General features: G+C 72.4%; 17 protein-coding genes. 8 read left to right on the plus strand and 9 right to left on the minus strand.

The annotated features are described in order from the left end of the window. Window positions 1–27 precede the first annotated feature (27 nt). The gene (locus tag ABD998_RS06865) at window positions 28–522 is read left to right on the plus strand and encodes a MarR family winged helix-turn-helix transcriptional regulator (protein WP_345437363.1); all 495 of its coding nucleotides are present in this window, start codon (window positions 28–30) and stop codon (window positions 520–522) included. Window positions 523–556: 34 nt separating this feature from the next. On the opposite strand, the gene ABD998_RS06870 is transcribed toward ABD998_RS06865, so the two are convergent. Further along, entirely contained in the window at window positions 557–1,807 is a 1,251-nt protein-coding gene (locus ABD998_RS06870; protein ID WP_345437365.1) for a hypothetical protein, read from the minus strand. A gap of 75 nt (window positions 1,808–1,882) precedes the next feature. Between ABD998_RS06870 and ABD998_RS06875 the strand changes: the two genes are divergently transcribed. Beyond that, window positions 1,883–2,794, plus strand: coding sequence for a carbohydrate kinase family protein (locus ABD998_RS06875; protein WP_345437367.1), 912 nt, complete (start codon window positions 1,883–1,885; stop codon window positions 2,792–2,794). Window positions 2,795–2,797: 3 nt separating this feature from the next. On the opposite strand, the gene ABD998_RS06880 is transcribed toward ABD998_RS06875, so the two are convergent. From ABD998_RS06880 to ABD998_RS06890, 3 genes are all read right to left on the minus strand, one after another. Further along, on the minus strand, window positions 2,798–4,195 hold the full coding sequence (locus ABD998_RS06880) for a DUF1593 domain-containing protein (RefSeq protein WP_345437369.1): 1,398 nt from the start codon (window positions 4,193–4,195) through the stop codon (window positions 2,798–2,800). Next, the gene (locus tag ABD998_RS06885; RefSeq protein WP_345437371.1) at window positions 4,192–5,325 is read right to left on the minus strand and encodes a serine hydrolase domain-containing protein; all 1,134 of its coding nucleotides are present in this window, start codon (window positions 5,323–5,325) and stop codon (window positions 4,192–4,194) included. Before ABD998_RS06885 ends, ABD998_RS06880 begins: the two co-directional genes overlap by 4 nt. A gap of 135 nt (window positions 5,326–5,460) precedes the next feature. After that, window positions 5,461–5,853 (minus strand): DoxX family protein, encoded by a 393-nt coding sequence (locus tag ABD998_RS06890; RefSeq protein ID WP_345437373.1) that lies wholly within the window; start codon window positions 5,851–5,853, stop codon window positions 5,461–5,463. A gap of 93 nt (window positions 5,854–5,946) precedes the next feature. Between ABD998_RS06890 and ABD998_RS06895 the strand changes: the two genes are divergently transcribed. After that, window positions 5,947–6,768 carry a nucleoside hydrolase gene (locus tag ABD998_RS06895; RefSeq protein ID WP_345437375.1) on the plus strand — a complete coding sequence of 274 codons (822 nt, stop codon included), beginning with the start codon at window positions 5,947–5,949 and terminating at the stop codon, window positions 6,766–6,768. A 56-nt stretch (window positions 6,769–6,824) separates the two neighbouring features. Here the strand turns inward: ABD998_RS06895 and ABD998_RS06900 are convergent, their stop codons facing one another. Beyond that, window positions 6,825–7,190, minus strand: a complete 366-nt coding sequence (locus tag ABD998_RS06900; protein WP_345437377.1) for a winged helix-turn-helix transcriptional regulator — start codon at window positions 7,188–7,190, stop codon at window positions 6,825–6,827. Between the two features lie 94 nt (window positions 7,191–7,284). Here ABD998_RS06900 and ABD998_RS06905 point away from each other — a divergent pair, with 94 nt between their 5' ends. Then, a complete protein-coding gene (locus ABD998_RS06905; RefSeq protein ID WP_345437379.1) occupies window positions 7,285–8,139 on the plus strand; it encodes an SDR family oxidoreductase in 855 nt (284 codons plus the stop codon). 165 nt (window positions 8,140–8,304) lie between these two features. Here the strand turns inward: ABD998_RS06905 and ABD998_RS06910 are convergent, their stop codons facing one another. Beyond that, on the minus strand, window positions 8,305–9,510 hold the full coding sequence (locus ABD998_RS06910) for an MFS transporter (RefSeq protein WP_345437381.1): 1,206 nt from the start codon (window positions 9,508–9,510) through the stop codon (window positions 8,305–8,307). A gap of 170 nt (window positions 9,511–9,680) precedes the next feature. Between ABD998_RS06910 and ABD998_RS06915 the strand changes: the two genes are divergently transcribed. Next, complete coding sequence (locus tag ABD998_RS06915; protein ID WP_345437383.1) at window positions 9,681–10,721, plus strand: NAD(P)-dependent alcohol dehydrogenase; 1,041 nt, start codon at window positions 9,681–9,683, stop codon at window positions 10,719–10,721. A gap of 46 nt (window positions 10,722–10,767) precedes the next feature. Here the strand turns inward: ABD998_RS06915 and ABD998_RS06920 are convergent, their stop codons facing one another. Next, on the minus strand, window positions 10,768–13,587 hold the full coding sequence (locus ABD998_RS06920) for a sugar-binding domain-containing protein (RefSeq protein WP_345437385.1): 2,820 nt from the start codon (window positions 13,585–13,587) through the stop codon (window positions 10,768–10,770). A 184-nt stretch (window positions 13,588–13,771) separates the two neighbouring features. Here ABD998_RS06920 and ABD998_RS06925 point away from each other — a divergent pair, with 184 nt between their 5' ends. Together ABD998_RS06925 and ABD998_RS06930 are read left to right on the plus strand one after the other, a co-directional pair. Then, window positions 13,772–15,061, plus strand: coding sequence for an MFS transporter (locus ABD998_RS06925; protein ID WP_345437387.1), 1,290 nt, complete (start codon window positions 13,772–13,774; stop codon window positions 15,059–15,061). Window positions 15,062–15,126: 65 nt separating this feature from the next. Continuing rightward, entirely contained in the window at window positions 15,127–15,843 is a 717-nt protein-coding gene (locus ABD998_RS06930) for a FadR/GntR family transcriptional regulator (RefSeq protein WP_345437389.1), read from the plus strand. A gap of 6 nt (window positions 15,844–15,849) precedes the next feature. On the opposite strand, the gene ABD998_RS06935 is transcribed toward ABD998_RS06930, so the two are convergent. Then, window positions 15,850–17,229, minus strand: coding sequence for a glycoside hydrolase family 30 protein (locus ABD998_RS06935; protein WP_345437391.1), 1,380 nt, complete (start codon window positions 17,227–17,229; stop codon window positions 15,850–15,852). Then, the gene (locus ABD998_RS06940) at window positions 17,229–18,527 is read right to left on the minus strand and encodes an MFS transporter (RefSeq protein ID WP_345437393.1); all 1,299 of its coding nucleotides are present in this window, start codon (window positions 18,525–18,527) and stop codon (window positions 17,229–17,231) included. Before ABD998_RS06940 ends, ABD998_RS06935 begins: the two co-directional genes overlap by 1 nt. A gap of 118 nt (window positions 18,528–18,645) precedes the next feature. Between ABD998_RS06940 and ABD998_RS06945 the strand changes: the two genes are divergently transcribed. Continuing rightward, window positions 18,646–19,668, plus strand: coding sequence for a LacI family DNA-binding transcriptional regulator (locus ABD998_RS06945; protein WP_345437395.1), 1,023 nt, complete (start codon window positions 18,646–18,648; stop codon window positions 19,666–19,668). Window positions 19,669–19,741 lie beyond the last annotated feature (73 nt).

The following is a 19,741-nucleotide window of genomic DNA, read 5'->3' on the forward strand; positions in this document are numbered from 1 at the left end:
AAGTGAATGCGAGGTAGGCTCCTGAGAATGGACGCCGATACCGCCCCGATCGGACTCGAACCCGCGCGCCTCGCCGTGTGGGCGTCGGTCGCCACCGTGCTCGAGCGTCTCCCGGCTGCCCTCGACGCGCAGCTGCAGCGCGACAGCGGCCTGGCCCATTTCGAGCACGGGGTGATGTACGCGCTGTCGACGGCCCCCGAGCGCACGTTGCGGATGAGCACCCTCGCGGGCTATGCGAGCAGCACGCTCTCCCGCCTCTCGCGCGCCGTCGCGCGATTGGAGAAGAAGGATCTCGTGCGGCGCCGCATCGACCCGTCCGACGGGCGCGTCACCCTCGCGACGCTCACCGACGCCGGGATGGCCCTGCTCGTGCAGTCGACGCCGGCCCACCACGCGCTCGTCGAGGAGCTCGTCTTCGCTCCGCTCACCGACGCGCAGGTGCGTCAGCTCGGCGTGATCGCGGAGCGCATCGCTCGCGCCGTCGACCCCGCCGCACCCTGGAGCGCGCCGCACACCGCCTGACGACCCGCAGGCGCAGGCGAGCGCCGCGACCCGGCTATCGCGCCGCGTTCCATGCGTCCGCGAACGACCCCTCGCCCTCGATCCGATCGGCGGCCGTGACGCACAGCACCGCCTCGGCCGGCCGCTCGACGCAGATCCGCTCGCCCGTGCGTGCGAGCTCCCGGAGTGCCGACGCGTAGTCGGCCGTCGGCGCGGCACCCTCGTCGAGTTGCAGCGTCACGCCGGTCGACGGGTTCACGCGGACGGCCGCGACGCCGTCGTGCTCGATCACCCTCGTCGTGGCCTCCATACGCGCCTCGAGCCGCGCAGGGTCGTCGCCCACCTCGATCCCTGGAGCCGAGAGCGTGACCGGATCGAGCGTCGTGGCGCCGACCGACCGCGCCGCCGCCAGCAGGTCGTCCGCCGTCGGGAACTCCAGGCTCGCCGACCGGTCGTCCGACCAGGCCGACATCGGCGGCGACGGAAGCGAGGCGATGAGTGCACGCACGGCGTGGCCCTGCGCTCCGGGCGCGAGCACGACGAGCTCGCTCGAGACGAAGACGGCCATCCCCGAGCCGTCGAGCGCGTGCGCGAGGATCGCCTGCGCACGTGCGGCATCGTCCTCCTCGAGGATGCGGACGTCGAAGCCGTCCGCGTCGATCTCCGTGGACACCACCGGGATCTCGGCCGTGAGGGCACGCCACGCCACCACCCCGCGGCGCACCCATTCGCCCGCGCGCCCCCTGAGGGAGAGGACTCCGTCGACATCCTCGGCGGCGCGGGTCGCGGGTGCATGCGGCGCGTCCCCTCCGACGAAGGCGATGGCGCGCTCCGCGTCGCGCGTCACGACCGAGACCCCGTCGAGGCGCTCGTGCGCGTCGTCGGCGATGAGCGACCCCGACACCAGCGCGTCGTCCGCGCGCAGCTCGCGGAGCACTCCGAGCGCCTCCTCGTTGCGCGCCGCATCGCGCAGGACGGGCACGCGCCATCCGCCGACGACGACGTCGACGCGCACGTCGGCGCCCTCGTCGTGCGAACGGATGCGCTCGGAGATCGCCGCGAGACGGTTGTCGTCGAGATCGTCGACGACCGTGACGGTGCCGCCCGCACCGCCCGTGAAGGGCATGCCGTCGGCCGTCGTGAGGTCGGTCTCGACGACGGCCGGGTCGTCGGCGAGAGCTCGCGCGAGCCCGCCGCTCACGCCGTCGCCCGTGAGGCACCCCGCCGGCAGCAGCATCGCCGCCAGCATCGAGACGGCGACGACGGCGCGCGCCATGGCGCGACCGCGCGAGCCGGAGGATGCCATCCCCTCACGCTACGGCATGACTGAAGATGCATTCAGGTAATACGGCCCCGTCTCGGAGCACGCCACAATGAACGCATGACCTCCACTCCGGACATCCTCGTCGTCGGCGAAGCCCTCGTCGACGTCGTCCGCCGCGCCGACGGCTCCGTCGACGAGAAGCCCGGCGGCAGCCCCGCCAACGTCGCGATCACGCTGGGCCGCCTCGGGCGCGCGCCGCGTCTGCTGACCCACCTGGGCGACGACGAGCGGGGTCGCGGCGTGCGCGCGTGGCTCGAGGCGTCGGGGGTCGCCGTCGAAGGGGCTGTCGCCTCCCGCACGTCGACCGCAGCGGCCGCGCTCGATGCGACCGGGGCGGCCTCCTACGAGTTCGCGATCGACTGGAGCGTCGACACGACCGACGCCGGCGAGCCCGATGCGCTGCACGTGGGGTCGATCGCGACCGTGCTCGCACCGGGAGCCGACGCGGTGTCGGCGCTCGTCGACCGGCTGCGCGCCAGGGCCCTCGTGACGTTCGATCCGAACATCCGCCCCTCCCTCGTCGACGACGCGGACGACGTGCGGCGACGGGTCGCCTCGCTCATCGCGCGCGCCGACGTCGTGAAGGCGAGCGACGAGGACGCCGCCTGGCTGCACCCCGGCGAGCCGATCGACGTCGTCGCGCGACGATGGACCGCCGCCGGCGCCGTGCTCGTCGTGATCACGGCGGGATCGGACGGCGCGCTCGCGGCCCGCGGCGACCGGGTCACCCGCGTTCCCTCACCACGCGTCGACGTCGTCGACACCGTCGGCGCCGGCGACACGTTCATGGGCGCGCTCGTCGACGGCCTCATCGCCGCGGGCGCGGCCGGCACATCCGCACGCGAGGCGATCGCAGCCCTCTCGGAGCCGGAGCTCACCGCCATCCTGCGTCGCAGCGCCGACGCGGCGGCCGTGACCGTCTCGCGCCCCGGCGCCGACCCGCCCACCCGAGCCGAGCTGGACGGCTGACCCTCACCCCACCGTGAGCACGAACCGCGCGTAGCCTGTGAGCGCGGGCGTCCCGTCGTCGACCGCCTCGACGATCACCTGGATGGCCGTGCCCGGCTGCGCGTCGGCGGCCACGTCGACGACGCATCCGGCCTCGGAGACCGACACCGTGCCATCCCCCGCGACGATGCGCGCGCTCACCGCGACGGCATCGCCATCCGGATCGGCCGTCGAGAACGCGAGCTCCACGCGCTCGCCGGGCCGGACCCCGCGATCGAGCGGGCCCTCGACGACGACGCGCGGCGCGTGGTTGGCATCCTCCGGGGCGGCGACGGTCCAGCGCAGACGGGCGGCGAGATCGCGCTGGAACGCTCCGAACCATTGCGCGACCTCGCCCGCGTCGACCATGGGCGCGGACGGGTCCCATGGTCCGAACCCGACACTCGTCCAGCGCTTCGGATCGTCGGCGTGCGGCACCTGGCGTCCGCCCCAGCCGCCGAACGACGGGTGCTCGGCATTGCGCAGGCCGTTGTCGATGTGCATCGCGACGTTCGACGTGTCGCCCTCGGAGATCCAGGCGCCGTTCTCCCGCAGCGGCGCCCAGACCCGGTACCCGGTCGCCTCGAGCTCCTCGCGGGTGGCGTCGGGGATGCCGAAGTAGTCCTCGTCGTCGAAGCCGTCCGCCATCTGCCGGCCGTCGCCCCACACGCGGTACGCGGCACCGATCGGGCCGACCGACGAGACGTTCTCGCGCATCCACTCGGCCGTGAGGTACTTCTGCGCCTCGGGCGCGACGACGTCCCACGCGAAGTACCCCCACGCGGTCGTCGCGACGTCGCGGAACTCGAGGTCGGGCCAGTGCGGCCGGATGTACTCCGCGAACGTCCCGTCCTGTTCGGCGAAGCTCGTGATGACGGTTCGGCCGACGATGCGGGCGCGGACCTCATCCCATTCCGCGGTGTCCGCGTACTCCTCCTCGATCGACAGCAGGGCACGGGCGATCGTGTTCGTCCCGCCCCACGCCTGCGCGAACACCTGTCCGGGGGCGTCCGCGAGCAGCACGTCGCGGACGAGGTCGGACCCAGGCGTGGGCGCGGCCATGTCGCCCTCCGTCGCGACGTTGCCCATCGCCGTGATCGAGCGGAGGCGCTCCGGGTGCGGATACCGCGCGTCGTGCCGGCGCAGGCTCTCGTACGCCTCCGCGTACGCGTCGACGGCCTCGTCGATGTGGAGGCGCGCGCCGGGCGCCGGCCACCGGTGGGGCGCGATGCCGCGCGCCGGGTCGCCCGTGTAGTGGAAGCGGCTCGACGAGTAGACGAGCGCCGCGATGTCGATCTCGTTGCTGTAGAGGAGCAGCCGGAGCATCGAGTTCAGGTCGTCGAGCTCGGGGTCCGTCGTGACGATGATGCGCGCGTCGTTCACCACGACACCCCTCCGATCTCGCGTGCGGCGCGGACGGCGCGAGGATCGGCCCCGCCGGGCCACGGCCCGCGGGCCACCGTGTAGCCGAAGGCCACGCCCGAGTCGGGATCGACGGTGCCGAGTGCCCCCATCGCACCGTCGTGCCCGAAGCTCCGCGGCCCGCCGAAGGCCAGCTGCTGGCTGGGCTTCTGGAACACGATCGAGTGGGCGCGGTCCTCCTGGCCGAGCACCTCGTCGAATCCGCGCACCTGCTGCTCGCCGACGACCGCCACGGTGTCGGCGTCGAGCAGCGGCGCGGCGCCGTCGACCCCCGTGACGGCGGCCGCGAGCAGGGTGGCGATGCCGAGGGCGCTCGCGGTCGCCGATCCGGCGGGATGGCCGAACCGGTACGAGCGCTCGTCGTTCGCGAGGTCGACCTGCTCGCCCGGGGCCGGGGCGAAGACGATGTCACGGAGCGGGTGATGGCCGGATGGCGCGGGGACGTCCCCGAGCGGGGGAACCATGGGCAGCGTGGCGACGCGACGGCCGTCCCGTTCGCGGGGAAGGCCGAGGAAGACGTCGGCCCCGGATGGCGCGCGCACCGCTTCCTCGTAGAACGCGTGCAGGGTGCGGCCGTCGAGGCGCTGCACGGCCGCGTCGGCGAGGTTGCCGATCGTGATCGCGTGGTACCCGAACGCCGATCCCGGCCGCCAGAACGGACGCGTCGCCGCGAGCCGGTCTGCAGCCTTCGAATGATCGAGCAGCTCGTCCCAGGTGAGGCGCGGGTCGGCCTCGGGGATGCCCGCCTGATGCGAGAAGAGCTGCCGGCCGGTGACGTGCTCCTTGCCCGCGACGGCGAACTCGGGCCACCAATCGGCCACGGGCGCGTCGAGATCGAGGACGCCGCGCTGCACGAGGAGGGCGAGGGAGACGCCGATCGTGTTCTTCGAGACGGAGTACGGCACCATGAGCGAGTCGGCGGCCAGGTGCGGGCCGCCGTGCACGTCGAGCACGAGCCTCCCGCCCGCGTACGCCGCCATCTGGAAGGAGTAGTCGGGGTCGGCGGCGAGGTGCTTCTCGAAGCGCTCGACGAGGGGGCTGAGCCGGTCATCGGCCCGTCCGTGCAGGGGTCCCGTCAGGGGTGACAGCATCGTCGTCCTCTCGATTCACCTCCAATATTGGCAAACCGGTTGCGCAATTTCAAGCAGCCACGGAAAGGCGCCCCTCGCACGAGCAGCGGGTCGAGCGCGCGGAGATCGCGACGGGCGCCGGGGCGAGGCCGACCGTCAGCGATGCCGCGGCGAGCGTGTCGACCAGAGGGCGAGCGCGACGAGCACGGGCTGGAAGAACAGCCGCCCGAAGCGCTTGCCGTCGGTGTCGAGTCCGAACGCGCTGCGGCGCTCGAGCCACTGGGCGATGTTGCCCGGGAAGATCGCCGTGAAGAACAGCGCGGCGATCACCCCGACGGCACGACGGCGCTTGCGGGCGAAGAGCAGCGCGGCGCCGAGCCCGATCTCGACGACACCGGATGCGACGACGGTCGTGTCGGGCTCGAGCGGGACGAAGTCGGGCACCTGCGCCTGGAACTCCTCGCGCGCGACCGTGAGGTGCGACGCGCCCGCGAAGGCGAGTGCCGAGCCGAGCAGGATGCGTCCGATGGTGCGCGCCGGTGTCGTCATGCGCCGAGTCTAGGCAGGCCGGGTCGCGACCCGCCCCTCATCCAAAACATGCCGGGTGTAATGTTTTCACCACAAGACTCGAGGAGGAGCTCCATGGCACTCGCGATCGCGCAGACGAGCCGGATGATCGTCGACAACGACTGGGCCGGCGACCCCGACGGGCTCGTCGCGCTCGCACACCACGTCCTCTCGCCATCCGATCGCGTGATCGGGGTGACGAGCTCCCTCCTGAACCCCATGTTCGGCCCCGCGGACGGCACCGCCGAGCGCGGGGCGGTGCTCGCGCGCGACCTGCTCGCGATGCTGGGCCAGCCGGATGTGGCGGTGAGGGCGGGAGCCGACGATCCCGTCACGGACACCGCGCGCGAGACGCCGGCGGCCCGGCTCATCGCCGATGCGGCGGTGACCGCCGACGAGCCGCTCACCGTCGTGTGCGGCGGACCGCTCACCAACGTGGCCGATGCCATCCGCCTCGACGCGCGCGTCGCCTCGCGCATCAGGCTGCTCTGGGTCGGCGGCACCCTCGACGACTCGTTCGAGTACAACCGCGACACCGATCCGCAGGCGGCGGCGCTCGTCCGGGCGACAGCGGGGCTCGAGGTCGTCCGGTTCCCCGCGGAGACGTACCGCCTCCTCGCGATCTCCGTCGCCGAGACCGAGGAGCGGCTCACGGGCGCAGGCTCGGTCGGGCGATGGCTGTGGGAGCGCTACGTCCAGCTGCCTCTTCCGGACGGCGTCGCGATCGACCCGGTGTGGCCGCTCGGCGACAGCGCTCCGCTCGCCGCGACCGCATTGACCCACACGCGCGCACGCTTCGAGCGCCGCGACGGCGAGAGCGTGTGCGTCGACCTCGACGAGCGCCTCATCATCGAGGACCTCTTCGCGCGCCTGCGGCTCTTCGCACGCGGGCGCTGACGCGTTCGTGTCGCGACCCCCGGAGCGAGGGAGGCGAGACGAGACGTCGCGGACGACTACGGCCGTCCGACCATCCCCTCGGCATGGTCGGCGACCCAGGCGACGAGCGGCAGCATCCGCTCCATGAGGTCGCGCCCGAGCGGCGTCAGGCTGTACTCGACGTGCGGCGGCACGCTGGGGAACGACTCGCGGTGCACGAGCCCGTCTGCCGCGAGGGTGCGCAGCGTCGAGGCGAGCATCTTCTCGCTGATGCCGTCGACCTGGCGGCGCAGCTCGCCCCAGCGCAGCGTGCCGTCGGAGAGGGCGGAGAGCACGAGCACGCCCCATTTGCTCATGATGTGGTCGAGCACGACGCGCGTGCCGCATCCCTCGTCGAAGATGCGCTCCTGAGAAGCCCGGATCTGCGCGAAACTCACCGCCATGTAGGTACCTTACCGAAAAGTGGGTACCTTCGGATGGGAAGGCGCAAGAGGATCGCGGCGTTGTGGCCCGCGAACCCCTGAGAAAGGACTCGCCATGACCATCCTCGTCACCGGTGCCACCGGCCACCTCGGCCGCCTCGTCGTCGACAGCCTGCTCGCCCGCGGCGTCGACCCCTCCGCCGTCCGTGCGGGCGCACGCGACACCGCGAAGGCCGCCGACCTCGCCGCACGCGGCGTGCAGGTCGTCGCACTCGACTACGACGCACCGGAGTCCGTCGCCGCAGCCGTCGACGGCGTCGACACCGTCCTGCTCGTCTCGAGCAGCGAGGTCGGCAAGCGCGCAGCCCAGCACCGGGCCGTCATCGACGCCGCGCGCGCGGCGGGCGTCGCGAAGCTCGTCTACACGAGCGCCTCGAAGGCCACCACGAGCGACCTCGTGCTCGCCCCCGAGCACAAGGCGACGGAGGAGGCGATCGCGGCCGCGGGCATCCCCGCCGTGATCCTCCGCAACAACTGGTACACCGAGAACTACGTCGGCGACGTCGCCCGCGCGAAGGACACGGGCGTCATCGCGGCGAGCGTCGGCGACGGCCGCGTCGCGTCGGCGAGCCGTGCCGACTATGCCGAGGCCGCAGCGGTCGTGCTCACCGAGGACGGCCACATCGGCGAGGTGTACGAGCTCGGCGGCGACGTGGCGTGGAGCTTCGACGAACTCGCCGCCGCCGCCTCGGAGGTCGTGGGACGCGAGGTGCGCTACACCCCGCTGAGCACCGAGGAGCACGCCGCAGCGCTCGCGGCCGCCGGCCTCGACGAGGGCACGGTCGGCTTCGTCACGGCGCTCGACGCGAACATCCGCGACGGTGCGCTCGCCGAGACCGACGGAACGCTCGCCCGCCTCATCGGTCGCCCGACGACGCCGCTCGTGGACGGGCTGCGCGCGGCGCTCTGACGCCGGTCGCCGCGAAACGCGGCGATTCCCGCGACGGTCGCCCCGTTTCGCGGCAACTCCCCGCGACGGTCGCCCCGTTTCGCGGCGATTCCCGCGACGATCGCCCCGTTTAGCGGCGACCGGCGCGGCGCGACGACCGGCGCGGCGCGACGACCGGCGCGGTTCTCACGCCTCCCGGTGGAGCGCGCGACGGGCACCCGCGGCGAGCGCGGCGGCGGCGAGGAGGATCCCCGCGCTTGCCGCGAACGTGCCGGTGTGGCCGGTCGCGTCGAAGAGCACGCCGCCGACGGTCGACCCGAGCGCGATGCAGAGCTGGATGACCGCGACCATGAGCCCGCCTCCCGCCTCGGCGTCGGCGGGCATGGCGCGCGTCAGCCAGCTCCACCAGCCGACCGGCGCCGCCGTCGCGAGCAGTCCCCACGCCGCGAGCAGCGCGACGACGACGGCGACGGAGCCGCCCAGCGCCGCGAGCGCCACGGCGATCGCGGCCATGAGCACGGGGATGAGCACGAGCACGCCGAACAGACTGCGACGGAGCACGCCGCCGACGAGCGAGGTGCCGACGACCCCCGCTGCGCCGATGACGAGGAGCACGACCGAGAGCGTCGCCACGTCCACCCCCGTAGCGCCCTCGAGGAACGGGCGCACGTACGTGAACAGCACGAACTGGCCGAGGAAGAACGCCCCGCACGCCGCCATCCCGATCGAGACGGCGGGGCGCCGCAGCGGCACGAAGACGCTGCCGCCCGCCGTCGCTGGCGCCGCCATCCGCGGCAGCGAGAACCACTGCCACGCGAACGCGAGGGCCGCGATCGGCACGAGCAGAGCGAACGCGCCGCGCCATCCCACGACCGAGCCGAGCAAGCTGCCGAGCGGGGCGGCGAGCACGGAGGCGAGCGCGTTGCCGCCGTTGAAGATCGCGAGGGCGCGCGGCACGCTCTCGGCCGGGACGAGCCGCATCGCGGTCGCCGCGGAGAGCGACCAGAACCCGCCGATCACGACGCCGATGAGCGCCCGGCCGACGAGGTACACCGCGTAGCTCGGCGCGAGCGCGATGACCGCGCCCGACACCGCCATGGCGGCGGTGAGCGCGAGCAGGAGCGTGCGCCGGTCGCGGCGCCCCGCGAGAAGCGGCAGCGACAGGCTCGTCGCCACGGCGAAGAGGCCGGAGATCGCGATCCCCTGCCCCGCCATCCCCTCCGTCACGCCGAGGTCGGCGGCGAGCGGGGTGAGCAGGCTCACGGGGAGGAACTCCGACGCGATGAGCGCGAACACGCACAGAGTCATCGCGAAGACGCCGCTCCAGTTCGCGGCGGCGGGCGCGGCCGGCGGTCGGGCGGCGGGGATGTCGGCGGTGCGGGCCTCGGTCATGTCTTCCTCAGGGTGGACGGGAGGGGATGCCGTCACGCTAGAAGCCGGTCGACCTGCTGCGGGAGTCCCTGACAGGGCACCCCTCGCCCGCCCCGCCGCCCCCGATCCGGGTCGATGATGGATGGCGGCGCCCCGTCGGGCGTCGAACGAACGACGACAGGAGACCCCCTGTGCTCACCGTGAAGGCCTACGCGGCGCCGTCCGCGACGGAGCCCCTCGTCCCCGCCACCATCGAACGACGCGACGTCGGCCCGTCCGACGTGCTCATCGCCATCCGCTACGCCGGCATCTGCCACTCCGACATCCACACCGTCCGCGGCGACTGGGGGCCCATCACGTACCCGCAGGTCGTCGGCCACGAGATCGTCGGCGAGGTGGTCGAGGTCGGCTCGTCCGTCACGAAGCACGCGGTCGGCGACCGTGTGGGGGTCGGCTGCATGGTGAACTCGTGCCGCGAGTGCGAGAACTGCCTCGCCGGCATGGAGAACTACTGCCTGAAGGGCAACACGCAGACGTACGCCGCCGTCGACCGCGACGGCACGATCACGCAGGGCGGCTACTCCACCCACGTCGTCGTCGACGAGGACTTCGTGCTGAGCGTTCCGGAGGCCATCCCGTACGACGCCGTCGCGCCGCTGCTGTGCGCCGGCATCACGACGTACTCGCCCCTCGCGCACTGGAAGGCGGGCCCCGGCACGCGCGTCGCCGTCGTCGGCCTCGGCGGCCTCGGCCACATGGCCGTGAAGATCGCGGCGGCGATGGGCGCCGAGGTGACGGTGCTCTCGCGCACGCTCGACAAGCACGACGACGCCATCGCCTTCGGCGCTGCCGACCACTACGCGACGGCCGACGAGGCGACGTTCGCGACGCTCGCCAACCGCTTCGACCTCATCGTCAACACGGTCAGCGCCCCGCTGCCGCTCGACCGCTACCTGCGGCTGCTCCGCCTCGACGGCACGATGGTCAACGTCGGTGCGCCGCCCGAGCCCATGCCGCTGCACGTCTTCACGCTGTTCGGCAACCGCCGTTCGTTCGCCGGCTCGAGCATCGGCTCGATCGCCGAGACGCAGGAGATGCTCGACTTCTGCGCCGCGCACGGCATCGCGCCGGAGACCGAGCTGATCGACGCCGCGCAGATCAACGACGCCTACGAGCGCGTGCTCTCGAGCGACGTGCGCTACCGCTTCGTCATCGACACCGCGACGCTGTAGCGGGCGGCGAGGCGGCGGGGCAGAGGCGACTCCGGGCCCGGCAGCCTCAGCCGAGCAGCCCGTGGATGTCGTCGCCCTCGAGCACGGCCGAGGGGGCGAAGTCCGGCCCCGCCATGTAGGCGAGGAGCGACGCACGGAAGGCGCGCGCGGCCGGCCGATCGCCATCCGCGTCGAGGTCGAGCGAGCTCACCACGATGCGGCCTCGACCGACGCGCGCCTCGATGAGCGCACCCAGCCGCCGCGCCTCGAACCACGTGTCGATGGGCTGCACGAGCGGGCGCACGCCGTCGGGCAGCCCGTCGAGCACGAGCGCCCGCGCGCCGTGCACGAGCTCCCACCACTGCCAGTCGGTCGTGCCGTCGGTGGGGAACCCGTCGAACACCGGATGGCCGGGATCGTGCAGCAGGCCGAGCGTGTGAGGCGCCTGCCCCGAGGTCCACGCCGTGTTCCAGAACACGGTCGTGAACCCGAGCGCGACGTCGTTCGCGACGTCGGCCGGCGACACCTCGAGCAGCACGTCGGCCCCCCGCTCGGCGCGTGCGATCGCCTCGGCGACGTCCCGCGTCTGCACGACCTCGCCCGGGTCGACGGATGCCGGCGGGTAGACCCACAGGTCCCAGTCGTTCTCGAACCGGTCCGCGCCTTCCCCGTCGATCGTGAGCACGAGGCGCACGCGCTGGGCCTCCGCGACGGTCCATGGTGCGATCGAGACGGCCTCGAAGCGCGTGCCGTTGCCGATCGGCAGGAGCGCGCCCCTCGCGAGCGCGCCCTCTCGCAGCGTCTCGCCGCCCACGCTCTCGAGCCGCCAGAGCACATCGGCACGGAGCGGCTCCGCCCCGAAGTGCGCGATCTGCGCCTCGAAGCGGATGGCCTCGCCTGCCCGCCAGACCCGCCGCGGCAGGCGGGCGAGCGGCACGGTCGGCCCGCAGAACCGGGCGAACTCCGCGGGCGTGCAGTAGCTCTTGGACTGCCAGAACGCGTTGAGCACGCCGACGGTGGCCGTGCCCTGGCCGGGGAAGTCGCTGAGTCCCAGGAGGTGGAACCCGCCGAACCCCTCGGTGCGCAGCGCCGACTCGATCTCCTCCTTGTAGCAGAGCACCTGCAGCCGGCCCGATGCGGCGAGGAAGTCGCCGGCCTGGTCGCGCATTCCGGAGGCCTCGAGGAAGTCGGCGAAGACGCCGTAGTTCCGCGCCTCCATGAGGCCCGTGTACGCGTCGATCTCCGCCAAGTCGGGGTAGGCGCACCACTGGCCGATCTCGTGGCCGACGATCGGCCGGTCGCGGGTCGCGACCCATCCCGAGTAGTCGGTCTCGGTCTCGGGAGGATCGGCGTTCATGCGCGAGCCGAGGCCGTCGCCCCACTGATGCGCCCGCGGCTCCGGCACGTTGTCGAAGTCGTTCTCGGCGATCGCGGGCCATCCCGCCGCCGACGTGTAGAGACGACGAGGGTCGACGGTGCGGAAGTGCCGCACCCATCCGCCGAGGAACTCGGCATCGCGGCCGGCGGGCTCGTTGCCGTGCGCCATGAAGACGAACGACGGATGGTCGCCGTACGCCCGCAGGATGCGCTCGGTCTCCTCGTAGAGGAACGCGTCGACGGGGCGCCCCTCGCCGATCGACGACCCCTGGTTCGCCCACAGCGGCCCCTCGACGTGCAGGTACATGCCGGCCTCGTCGGCCGCCTGGAACGCGGCCTCGGGCGGGCACCAGGAGTGGAAGCGCACGACGTTGAGGCCGTGCGCGCGGCACGTGTCGAAGATGCGGCGCCAGGCGACGACGTCGACGGGCGGATACCCCGTGAGCGGGAACACGGCGCACTCCAGCGTGCCGCGGAGGAACGTCGGGCGGCCGTTGACGGCGATCCGCGTCCCGTCGACGGACACCTCGCGCAGGCCGAAGACGGTGCGGGTCTCGTCGTGCACGGCATCGCCGCCGACCACGGCGTCGAGGCGGATGTCGAGGGCGTGCAGGGCGGGATGGAACTCGTCCCACAGGGGCGCGTCCTCGCCGAGCGCGAGCTCGACGTCGACGTGCGCGCCGCCCGCCGTCACGCCGCGCTCGGCGAGGTCGCGGTCGTAGCCGGCGTCGTACCGCGCGACGACGCGCGCGACGTCGCGCCCGTCGTCGACGCGGCGGGCGACGACCGTCACCTCGCCCGCCCCCGCCCCGGCCGACCCCGATGCGATGTCGATGCGCGCCGTGACCGCGCGCCGCGCGACGTCGGGGAAGACGCGCACGCGCGCGATGCGCACGGCGGGGAGCGGCGCGAGCGTCATGGCGCCGACGATGCCGTTCCAGTTGCCCTGGGTGTGATCGGAGACACTATGCGCGTTCGGTCCGACGTCGACGACGGTGCGGTTGTCGACGCGCACGACGATGCGGTGCGCGCCCGCGGCGAGCGCGGCCACCTCGAACCGGTGCGCGGTCGTGAGGCTGCGTTCCGACCCGACCGGCAGCCCGTCGATCCACACGGTCGACTCCCAGTGCACGCGCTCGAACTCGAGGGCGAGCGGATGGCCGGCCCAGTCGTCCGGGATCACGACGTCGCGCGCGAACCACGCTGCGCCGCGGTAGACGACGCGTGGCTGCAGCCAGAACGGCACGGAGACCGCGCCGTCCTCGCGGTAGGGCGCGTAACGGTCGTCGTCGAAGAAGGCCCGGTCGACGATGCCGCCCGTCCAGGGTGCGTCGACCGCCACGGTGTCGCCCAGACCCTGGTGCTGGACGGAGCCGGGGAGGCGGATGCCGACGGCATCGCCCGGCAGGGCGACGTGCCAGCCGTCTCGTTCGCCGACGCCCTCCCGATCGAGCAGGCAGCGCCATCCGCCGGCGAGGTCGAGGGGTGCAGGGGCGGTGTCGAACGTCATCGTCGGTCCTCCGTCGGGGCGGTTCCTCCGACCGTAGGCACCCGCGCGACGACGCCGGCAGGACGATGCGGCGGAGAACCTGGACGATCCCCCCGCATCCGTTACACGCCCGTCATACGCGGGGTGCACCGGCGCAACACGGCTCCGCTCGAATTGGTACGACCAATCCGATCCGAGGAGAGACATGCCGACGACCACCGGGACCCAGCCCGCCGCCGTCCCCGACACCGCGCCCGCATCCCGCCGGCGCCTGCTGCCCGTGCGGCGCCGCCCGCCGGGTCCGCTGCTCGTCACCGCCCTGTTCTCGCTCGGGTGGGTGTTCATGTACGCGGATCGCAACATCCTCTCGCCCGTGATGACGGTCATCCAGGAGGAGTGGGGCCTCTCGAGCACGCAGCTCGGCCTCATGTCGACGGTCTTCTTCCTCACCTACGCGCTCATGCAGATCCCGACCGGCTACATCGCCGACCGGATCGGCCGCGTGCGCGTCGTGGTGATCGGCTACGTCGCGTTCGGAATCGGCACCATCCTCAGCGGATTCGCCTCGACGTTCCTCATCTTCCTGCTGTTCCGCGCCTTCACGGGGATCGGCGAGGGCACGTACTACAGCCCCGTCTACGGCATCTCGTCCAGCTACGTCTCGAAGCGGTGGCGCGGCGTCTCGGCGGCCGTCATCAACAGCGGGATGGCCGTGGGCATCTCGCTCGGGTTCATCGGCTCGAGCTACCTCACCTTCACCCTCGGGCTCCCGTGGCACATCACATTCCTCGTGTTCGGCGCGGCGACGGTCGTCGTCGCCGCGCTCATCCACTACTTCCTCTCCCCGGTCGACGACGCGCACCGCGCGTCGATCGCGGCCGCCCGCGCCGACGACTCCGCCCAGGAGGCGCCCGCTCGCGGTGCGCTGTTCTCCCGGAACCACCTCCTCACCTACGTGCTCATCTTCTGCTCCCTCTACGGGTTCTTCTCGATGCTCACGTGGCTGCCGACCTACCTCCAGCAGGCCCGCGGCGTCGACCCCTCGCAGACGGGCATCATCGCGTCGCTCGTGCCGTGGGCGTCCATCCCCGGCGCCATCCTGCTGAGCATGCTGGCGCGGAGGCTGTCGAACACGCGGCCGCTCATCGTCGTGCTCGCGCTCCTCGGCGGGCTGTGCCAGATCCTCGTCCCCCTCACAGGCGACTACGCGCTCATGATCGTCGGGCTCGTCGTGTACGGTCTCGTCGGGAAGCTCGCCCTCGACCCCATCCTCATCGCGTTCCTGGCCGAGAACACGCCGTCGTCCATGTACTCCCGCGCCTACGGCTACTTCAACTTCGCGGGGATGGTCTCGTCGATCTTCGCGCCGTACGTCACGGGGGCGCTCGCCGACGCGACGGGATCGCTCGAGTCGGGCTTCTTCCTCTCGGCCGTCCTCCTGCTCGTCGGAGCCGTGGCGTTCTGCTTCACGAAGAAGCCCGCCGTCGTCTCCTGATCGCGCGTGAGAGCATGGGGGCGGCGCTGCCGCGCCCATGCTCTCACCAGTCAGGAAGCCCGCTGATGACGGATGCCGCCCGTTTCGGCCCCCTCGCGCGGACGGCGGCGCCGGTGTCCGACGACATCGTCCGGCACCTCGAGCGGCTGATCGTGTCGGGGGCGCTCGCCCCCGGGGCGCGGATCCCGCCCGAGCGCGCCCTCGCGGTCGAGCTCGGCGTCTCGCGGACCGCATTGCGCGAGGCTCTCACGCGGCTGCAGTCGGCCGGGCTCGTCGAGCGCCGGCAGGGCAGCGGCACGCGCGTCGCCGAAGACGCACCGGGCTCGACGGCGCTCGCGAGGGGCATCGCGAAGCATGCGGACGACGTGGCGCACTCGGCCGAGCTGCGGGCGCTCATCGAGCCGCGCATCGCGGCTCTCGCCGCCCAGCGGGCGACGCCACCCGAGCTCGCCGAGCTGCGGTCCACGCTGGCCGCGTCGGACGGCGAGCGCGATCCGCTCCGATCCATGCAGCTCGACATCTCGTTCCACACGGGGGTCGCGCGCGCGTCCGCCAATCCGCTGCTCGAGTCGCTCACGCGGATCACCGCCGCATGGACCGTCGAGGAGCGCGTGCACTCCCACCTCGACGGCGACGGGCGCCGCATCTCGCGCGAGGGGCACGAGCGCATCCTGCGCGCGCTCGAGCGGCGCGACGCCGCGGCCGCCGAGTCCGCGATGGCGGACCATCTCTCGGAGATCCGCGCCGTGATCGACGCGTCCGCCCCGATCACGGCGGAGTGAGGGCGCTCAGGCCGCAAACACGAAGGTGCTGAACGAGTCGGCCGGCAGCGTCACCGCGACCGCCGTGTCGCCGAGCGCGAGGGTCGCGGTCGTCTCCTCAGCCAGGTCGTTCTGCATCACCACGACGACCGATCCGTCGGGGTTGCGGAACGCGAGCTGGTTCTCGTAGCCCGTCCAGCTGAACGCCTCGATGCTCTGCGCCCCCGGTTGCAGGAAGTGCGTGAGGTGCTTCATGAGGTGGTACTCGTGCGTGTACCGGAACCGCCCCGTGTCGGGGTCGACGACGACGAGCGAGTTCTGCGCCCATCCCCATCGGCTCACGCCGCCCTCGTCCAGCGCGAGGTTCCAGTACGTGTACGCCGTCGCGCCGTCGTCGATGAACCGCCGCATGAGCGACCAGGCATAGCGGCAGAACCGCCAGTCGTTCCGGCCGTCGCCGCACTCCTGCTCGGTCTGGTAGAGCGCCAGCTCGGGCGCGATGCGGCGCGCGTCGGCGATGGCGCCCTTGCCCGCCCACTGGAATCCCGCGCCGCGGATCCACGGCCCCGCATCAGGATCGGCGAGGACGGTCGCGAGATGCGAGGGAGCCGGCCGCTCCTGGGTGCCGAAGAAGACCTCCACCCCTCGCTCGGCCATGACGGGTCCGAGGTGGGCGATGAAGCGGGCGAGCCCCTCGGGCGTCCACGTGCAGCTCGGGAAGACCTGGGCCGAGTTGAACTCGTTCTGCGGCATGACCATGCCGATCTCGATGCCCTCGGCCCGGTAGTCGTCGATGAACCTCGCGAAGTAGCGGGCGTAGGCGGCGAGGTTCTCGGGCGTCTGGATCATCATGTCGGTGCCCTCGCGACCGACCTGGTCGGGTCGCAGGCCGTTCTCGACGCCGCTGCCCGGCCACGGCAGCGCCGCCGCGTAGTGCCCGTTCGTCTTCATCCACGACGGCGGGCTCCACGGCGAGGCCCACAGCCGCAGGGCCGGCTGCTCCTTCTGCGCGGCGCGGATGAACGGCACGAGCGTGTCGCGGTCGCGCTCGATCGAGAAGTGCTCGAGCGCGAGGTCGCCGGGCTCCTCGTCGTACGAGTACCAGTCGGCGGAGAAGTCGTTCGCACCGATCGGCATGCGGCACAGGGTGAAGCCCGTTCCGACACCGGGCGCGAACAGCTCATGGAGGATGCCGTCGCGGTCGTCCGCGGACAGACGGGAGAGGGCGCGCCATCCGAGCTCGTTGAAGCAGACGCCGAAGCCCTCCATCGTCTGCCGGACGCGATCGGGGCGCAGCATGACGTCGGGCATGCCGGCGAGCCGGGTCGGCTGCGGCGCCTCGCGCGGCTGCCAGGCGGCGTCCTGGGTCGTCACGACCCAGGTGAGGGATGCGGCGGGTGCGGACATCAGCGGACCTTCCGGATCGGGACGAAGCAGAGGGCGGCGCCGACGAGCAGGACCCCGGCGGCCGCGAAGGATGCCTGGTACCCGCCCGTGGCGACGACGAGGAACGAGGTGACGACGGGCCCGATGATCTGGCCGCCCGTGTTCGCGACGTTCAGCAGGCCGAGATCCTTCGCGGCGTTCTCCTTGTCGGGGAGGACCTCGATGTTGAGCGCCTGGTCGACGGAGGAGAAGACCCCGTTGCCGATGCCCGAGCACACGGCGAACAGGATGTAGCCCCACGCGAAGGGGGCGACGGCCGGGAAGACCGCGCCGATGGCGATGAGGAGCGCCGACGCGATGACGAACGGCTTGCGGCGCCCGAGGCGGTCGGAGAGCGGGCCGGATCCCACCCCGAACACGAGGCCCGTGACGAGCGTGATGACGGCCGCGATCGAGATGATGCCGCCCGCCGCCGAGGCATCGAGGCCGATGTAGTCGGTGAGGATGTAGAGCTGGTAGTTCGTGATGGCGTAGCCGCCCGCCTGGAGCAGGAACTTGCCGGCGAGCGCGAGGTAGAAGTCGCGCGCTCCGCGCCGCGGGAGGGCGAAGCTCGCGAGCACGCGGCGGGCGGTGAGACGCTCGCCCGCCTCACCGCGGTTGGAGCCCTCCGGGGCGATGAGGATGAACTGCACGCCGGAGGCGAGTGTGCACAGCGCGAAGAGGATGAGCCCGGCGCTCGCGTTCTCGAGGAACGACGCCCCGACGATCTGCGACAGCGCGCTGCCGACGATGAATCCGACGCCGTACACGGCCGACACGGTGCCGCGGTACTTGACGCTCACGCGATCGGAGATGACGGCGACCATGGAGGCGACGATCGCGTTGAGTCCGAGGATATAGAGGCACCACCAGGCGAACACGAGGGGGACCGACATCGTCGTGCTCATGCCGAACAGGGCGACCGCCCCGACGACCGCTCCGCCGAGGATCCACGGGCCGCGCCGCCCCATCCGCGAGCGCGTGACGTCGGAGAGCGCACCGAAGACGATGTTCGCGACGAGCGCCAGCACGGCGCCGATGACGCCGACCGCTCCGACGAGGGCGACCTTGTCGTCGGGGGCGATCTCCTGCAGGAGCGCGGGGAGGAGGATGCCGATGCTGCCGATGTAGGGGCCGATCCAGAGGACGGCGCCGAGGAGGAGGGCGATCACGAGACGCCAGTTGAGTCGGGAGAGCGACGTCCGCCCGACGACCACGTTGCTCGTGGTCAGCTCGGGGTCCTCCCCCACCGCGTTGAAGAGTCCGCGCTCCGTCGCCATCCTGCTCCCCTTTGAGAAACTGTTTTGCTGCCTTTCGCAACTTTTTAGAATGTAGCGCTCGATCTACCCTGTTCTCCTGCCAGGATGGGAGAAACACTTTCGCAGATGGGAGCGTGCGATGACTCGTCGACCGACCCTGGCTGATGTCGCGCGCCGCGCGGGAGTGTCCACGGCGACGGCGTCGAAGGTGCTCAACCGGCGGACGGGGTTCTCCGCCGAGACGGCGGCTGCCGTGGAGGCGGCCATGTCCGAGCTCGGCTATCTGCCGATCACGCGGGAGCGCACGCCCCGCGCGACGGGATCGATCGTCGCCGTGTTCGACACGCTCTACACGCTGTACTCGCTGCGGGTGATCGAGGGCATCGCCGAGGGGGCGCAGGTCGCGGGAGTGGAGCTCGTGACGCAGGTGAGCGACCCGGGACACGTGGGCGCCCCGACGCTCTCGCTCGACGAGCGCCGTGTCCGGTCGATGGCCGACCGCGGGCATGCCGGAGTGATCATGGTGACGAGCCGCATCCCGGCGGACCTCGTGGAGCTGCTCCGCGCCTACGGGCTGCCGCTCGTCTCGATCGACGCGTCGGCAGCCCTGCAGGCCGACGTTCCCGATGTGAGCTCGACGCACTGGCGGGGCGGGCAGCAGGCGGCGGCGCATCTGCTCGAGCGGGGACACCGGCGCCTCGCGTTCGTCGGGGCAGAGCCCGCCAACCCCGGCATCCGCGAGCGGCTCGCGGGATTCCGCGATGTGCTCGCCGAGGCCGGCGCCCCGCTCGACGATCGGTTCGTCGTGACGGGCCTGCACGCCGATGCGACCGCGCTGAGCGCTCTTCTGCGGCGGGACGATCGGCCGACGGCGGTGTTCGCGGCGACGGACGCCGCGGCCGTCGGGACGATCGCCGTCGCGCGCGGGCTCGGGCTTCGCGTGCCCGACGATCTCAGCGTGGTCGGATACGACGACACCTACGCGCCCGTCGTGCCCGGGCTCGACCTCACGACGGTGCACGCGCCGCTCGAGGCGCTGGGGCGCACGGCTGTCGAGACCGTGCTCGCGCTCGCCGCCGGTCGTCCCGCACCGCGCGGCGACCTGCACCTGTCGACGCGGCTCATCGTGCGCGGGACGACGGCGGCGGCGCCGACGGGATGACGTCCCCGGTCGTCGGGCGAGCAAGGAACGAGCGCGACCAAACGCCGCTCGACGACCTCGAGACGCGGGCACC

The sequence above is a fragment of the Microbacterium gilvum genome (assembly GCF_039543865.1).
Lineage (GTDB): Bacteria > Actinomycetota > Actinomycetes > Actinomycetales > Microbacteriaceae > Microbacterium > Microbacterium gilvum.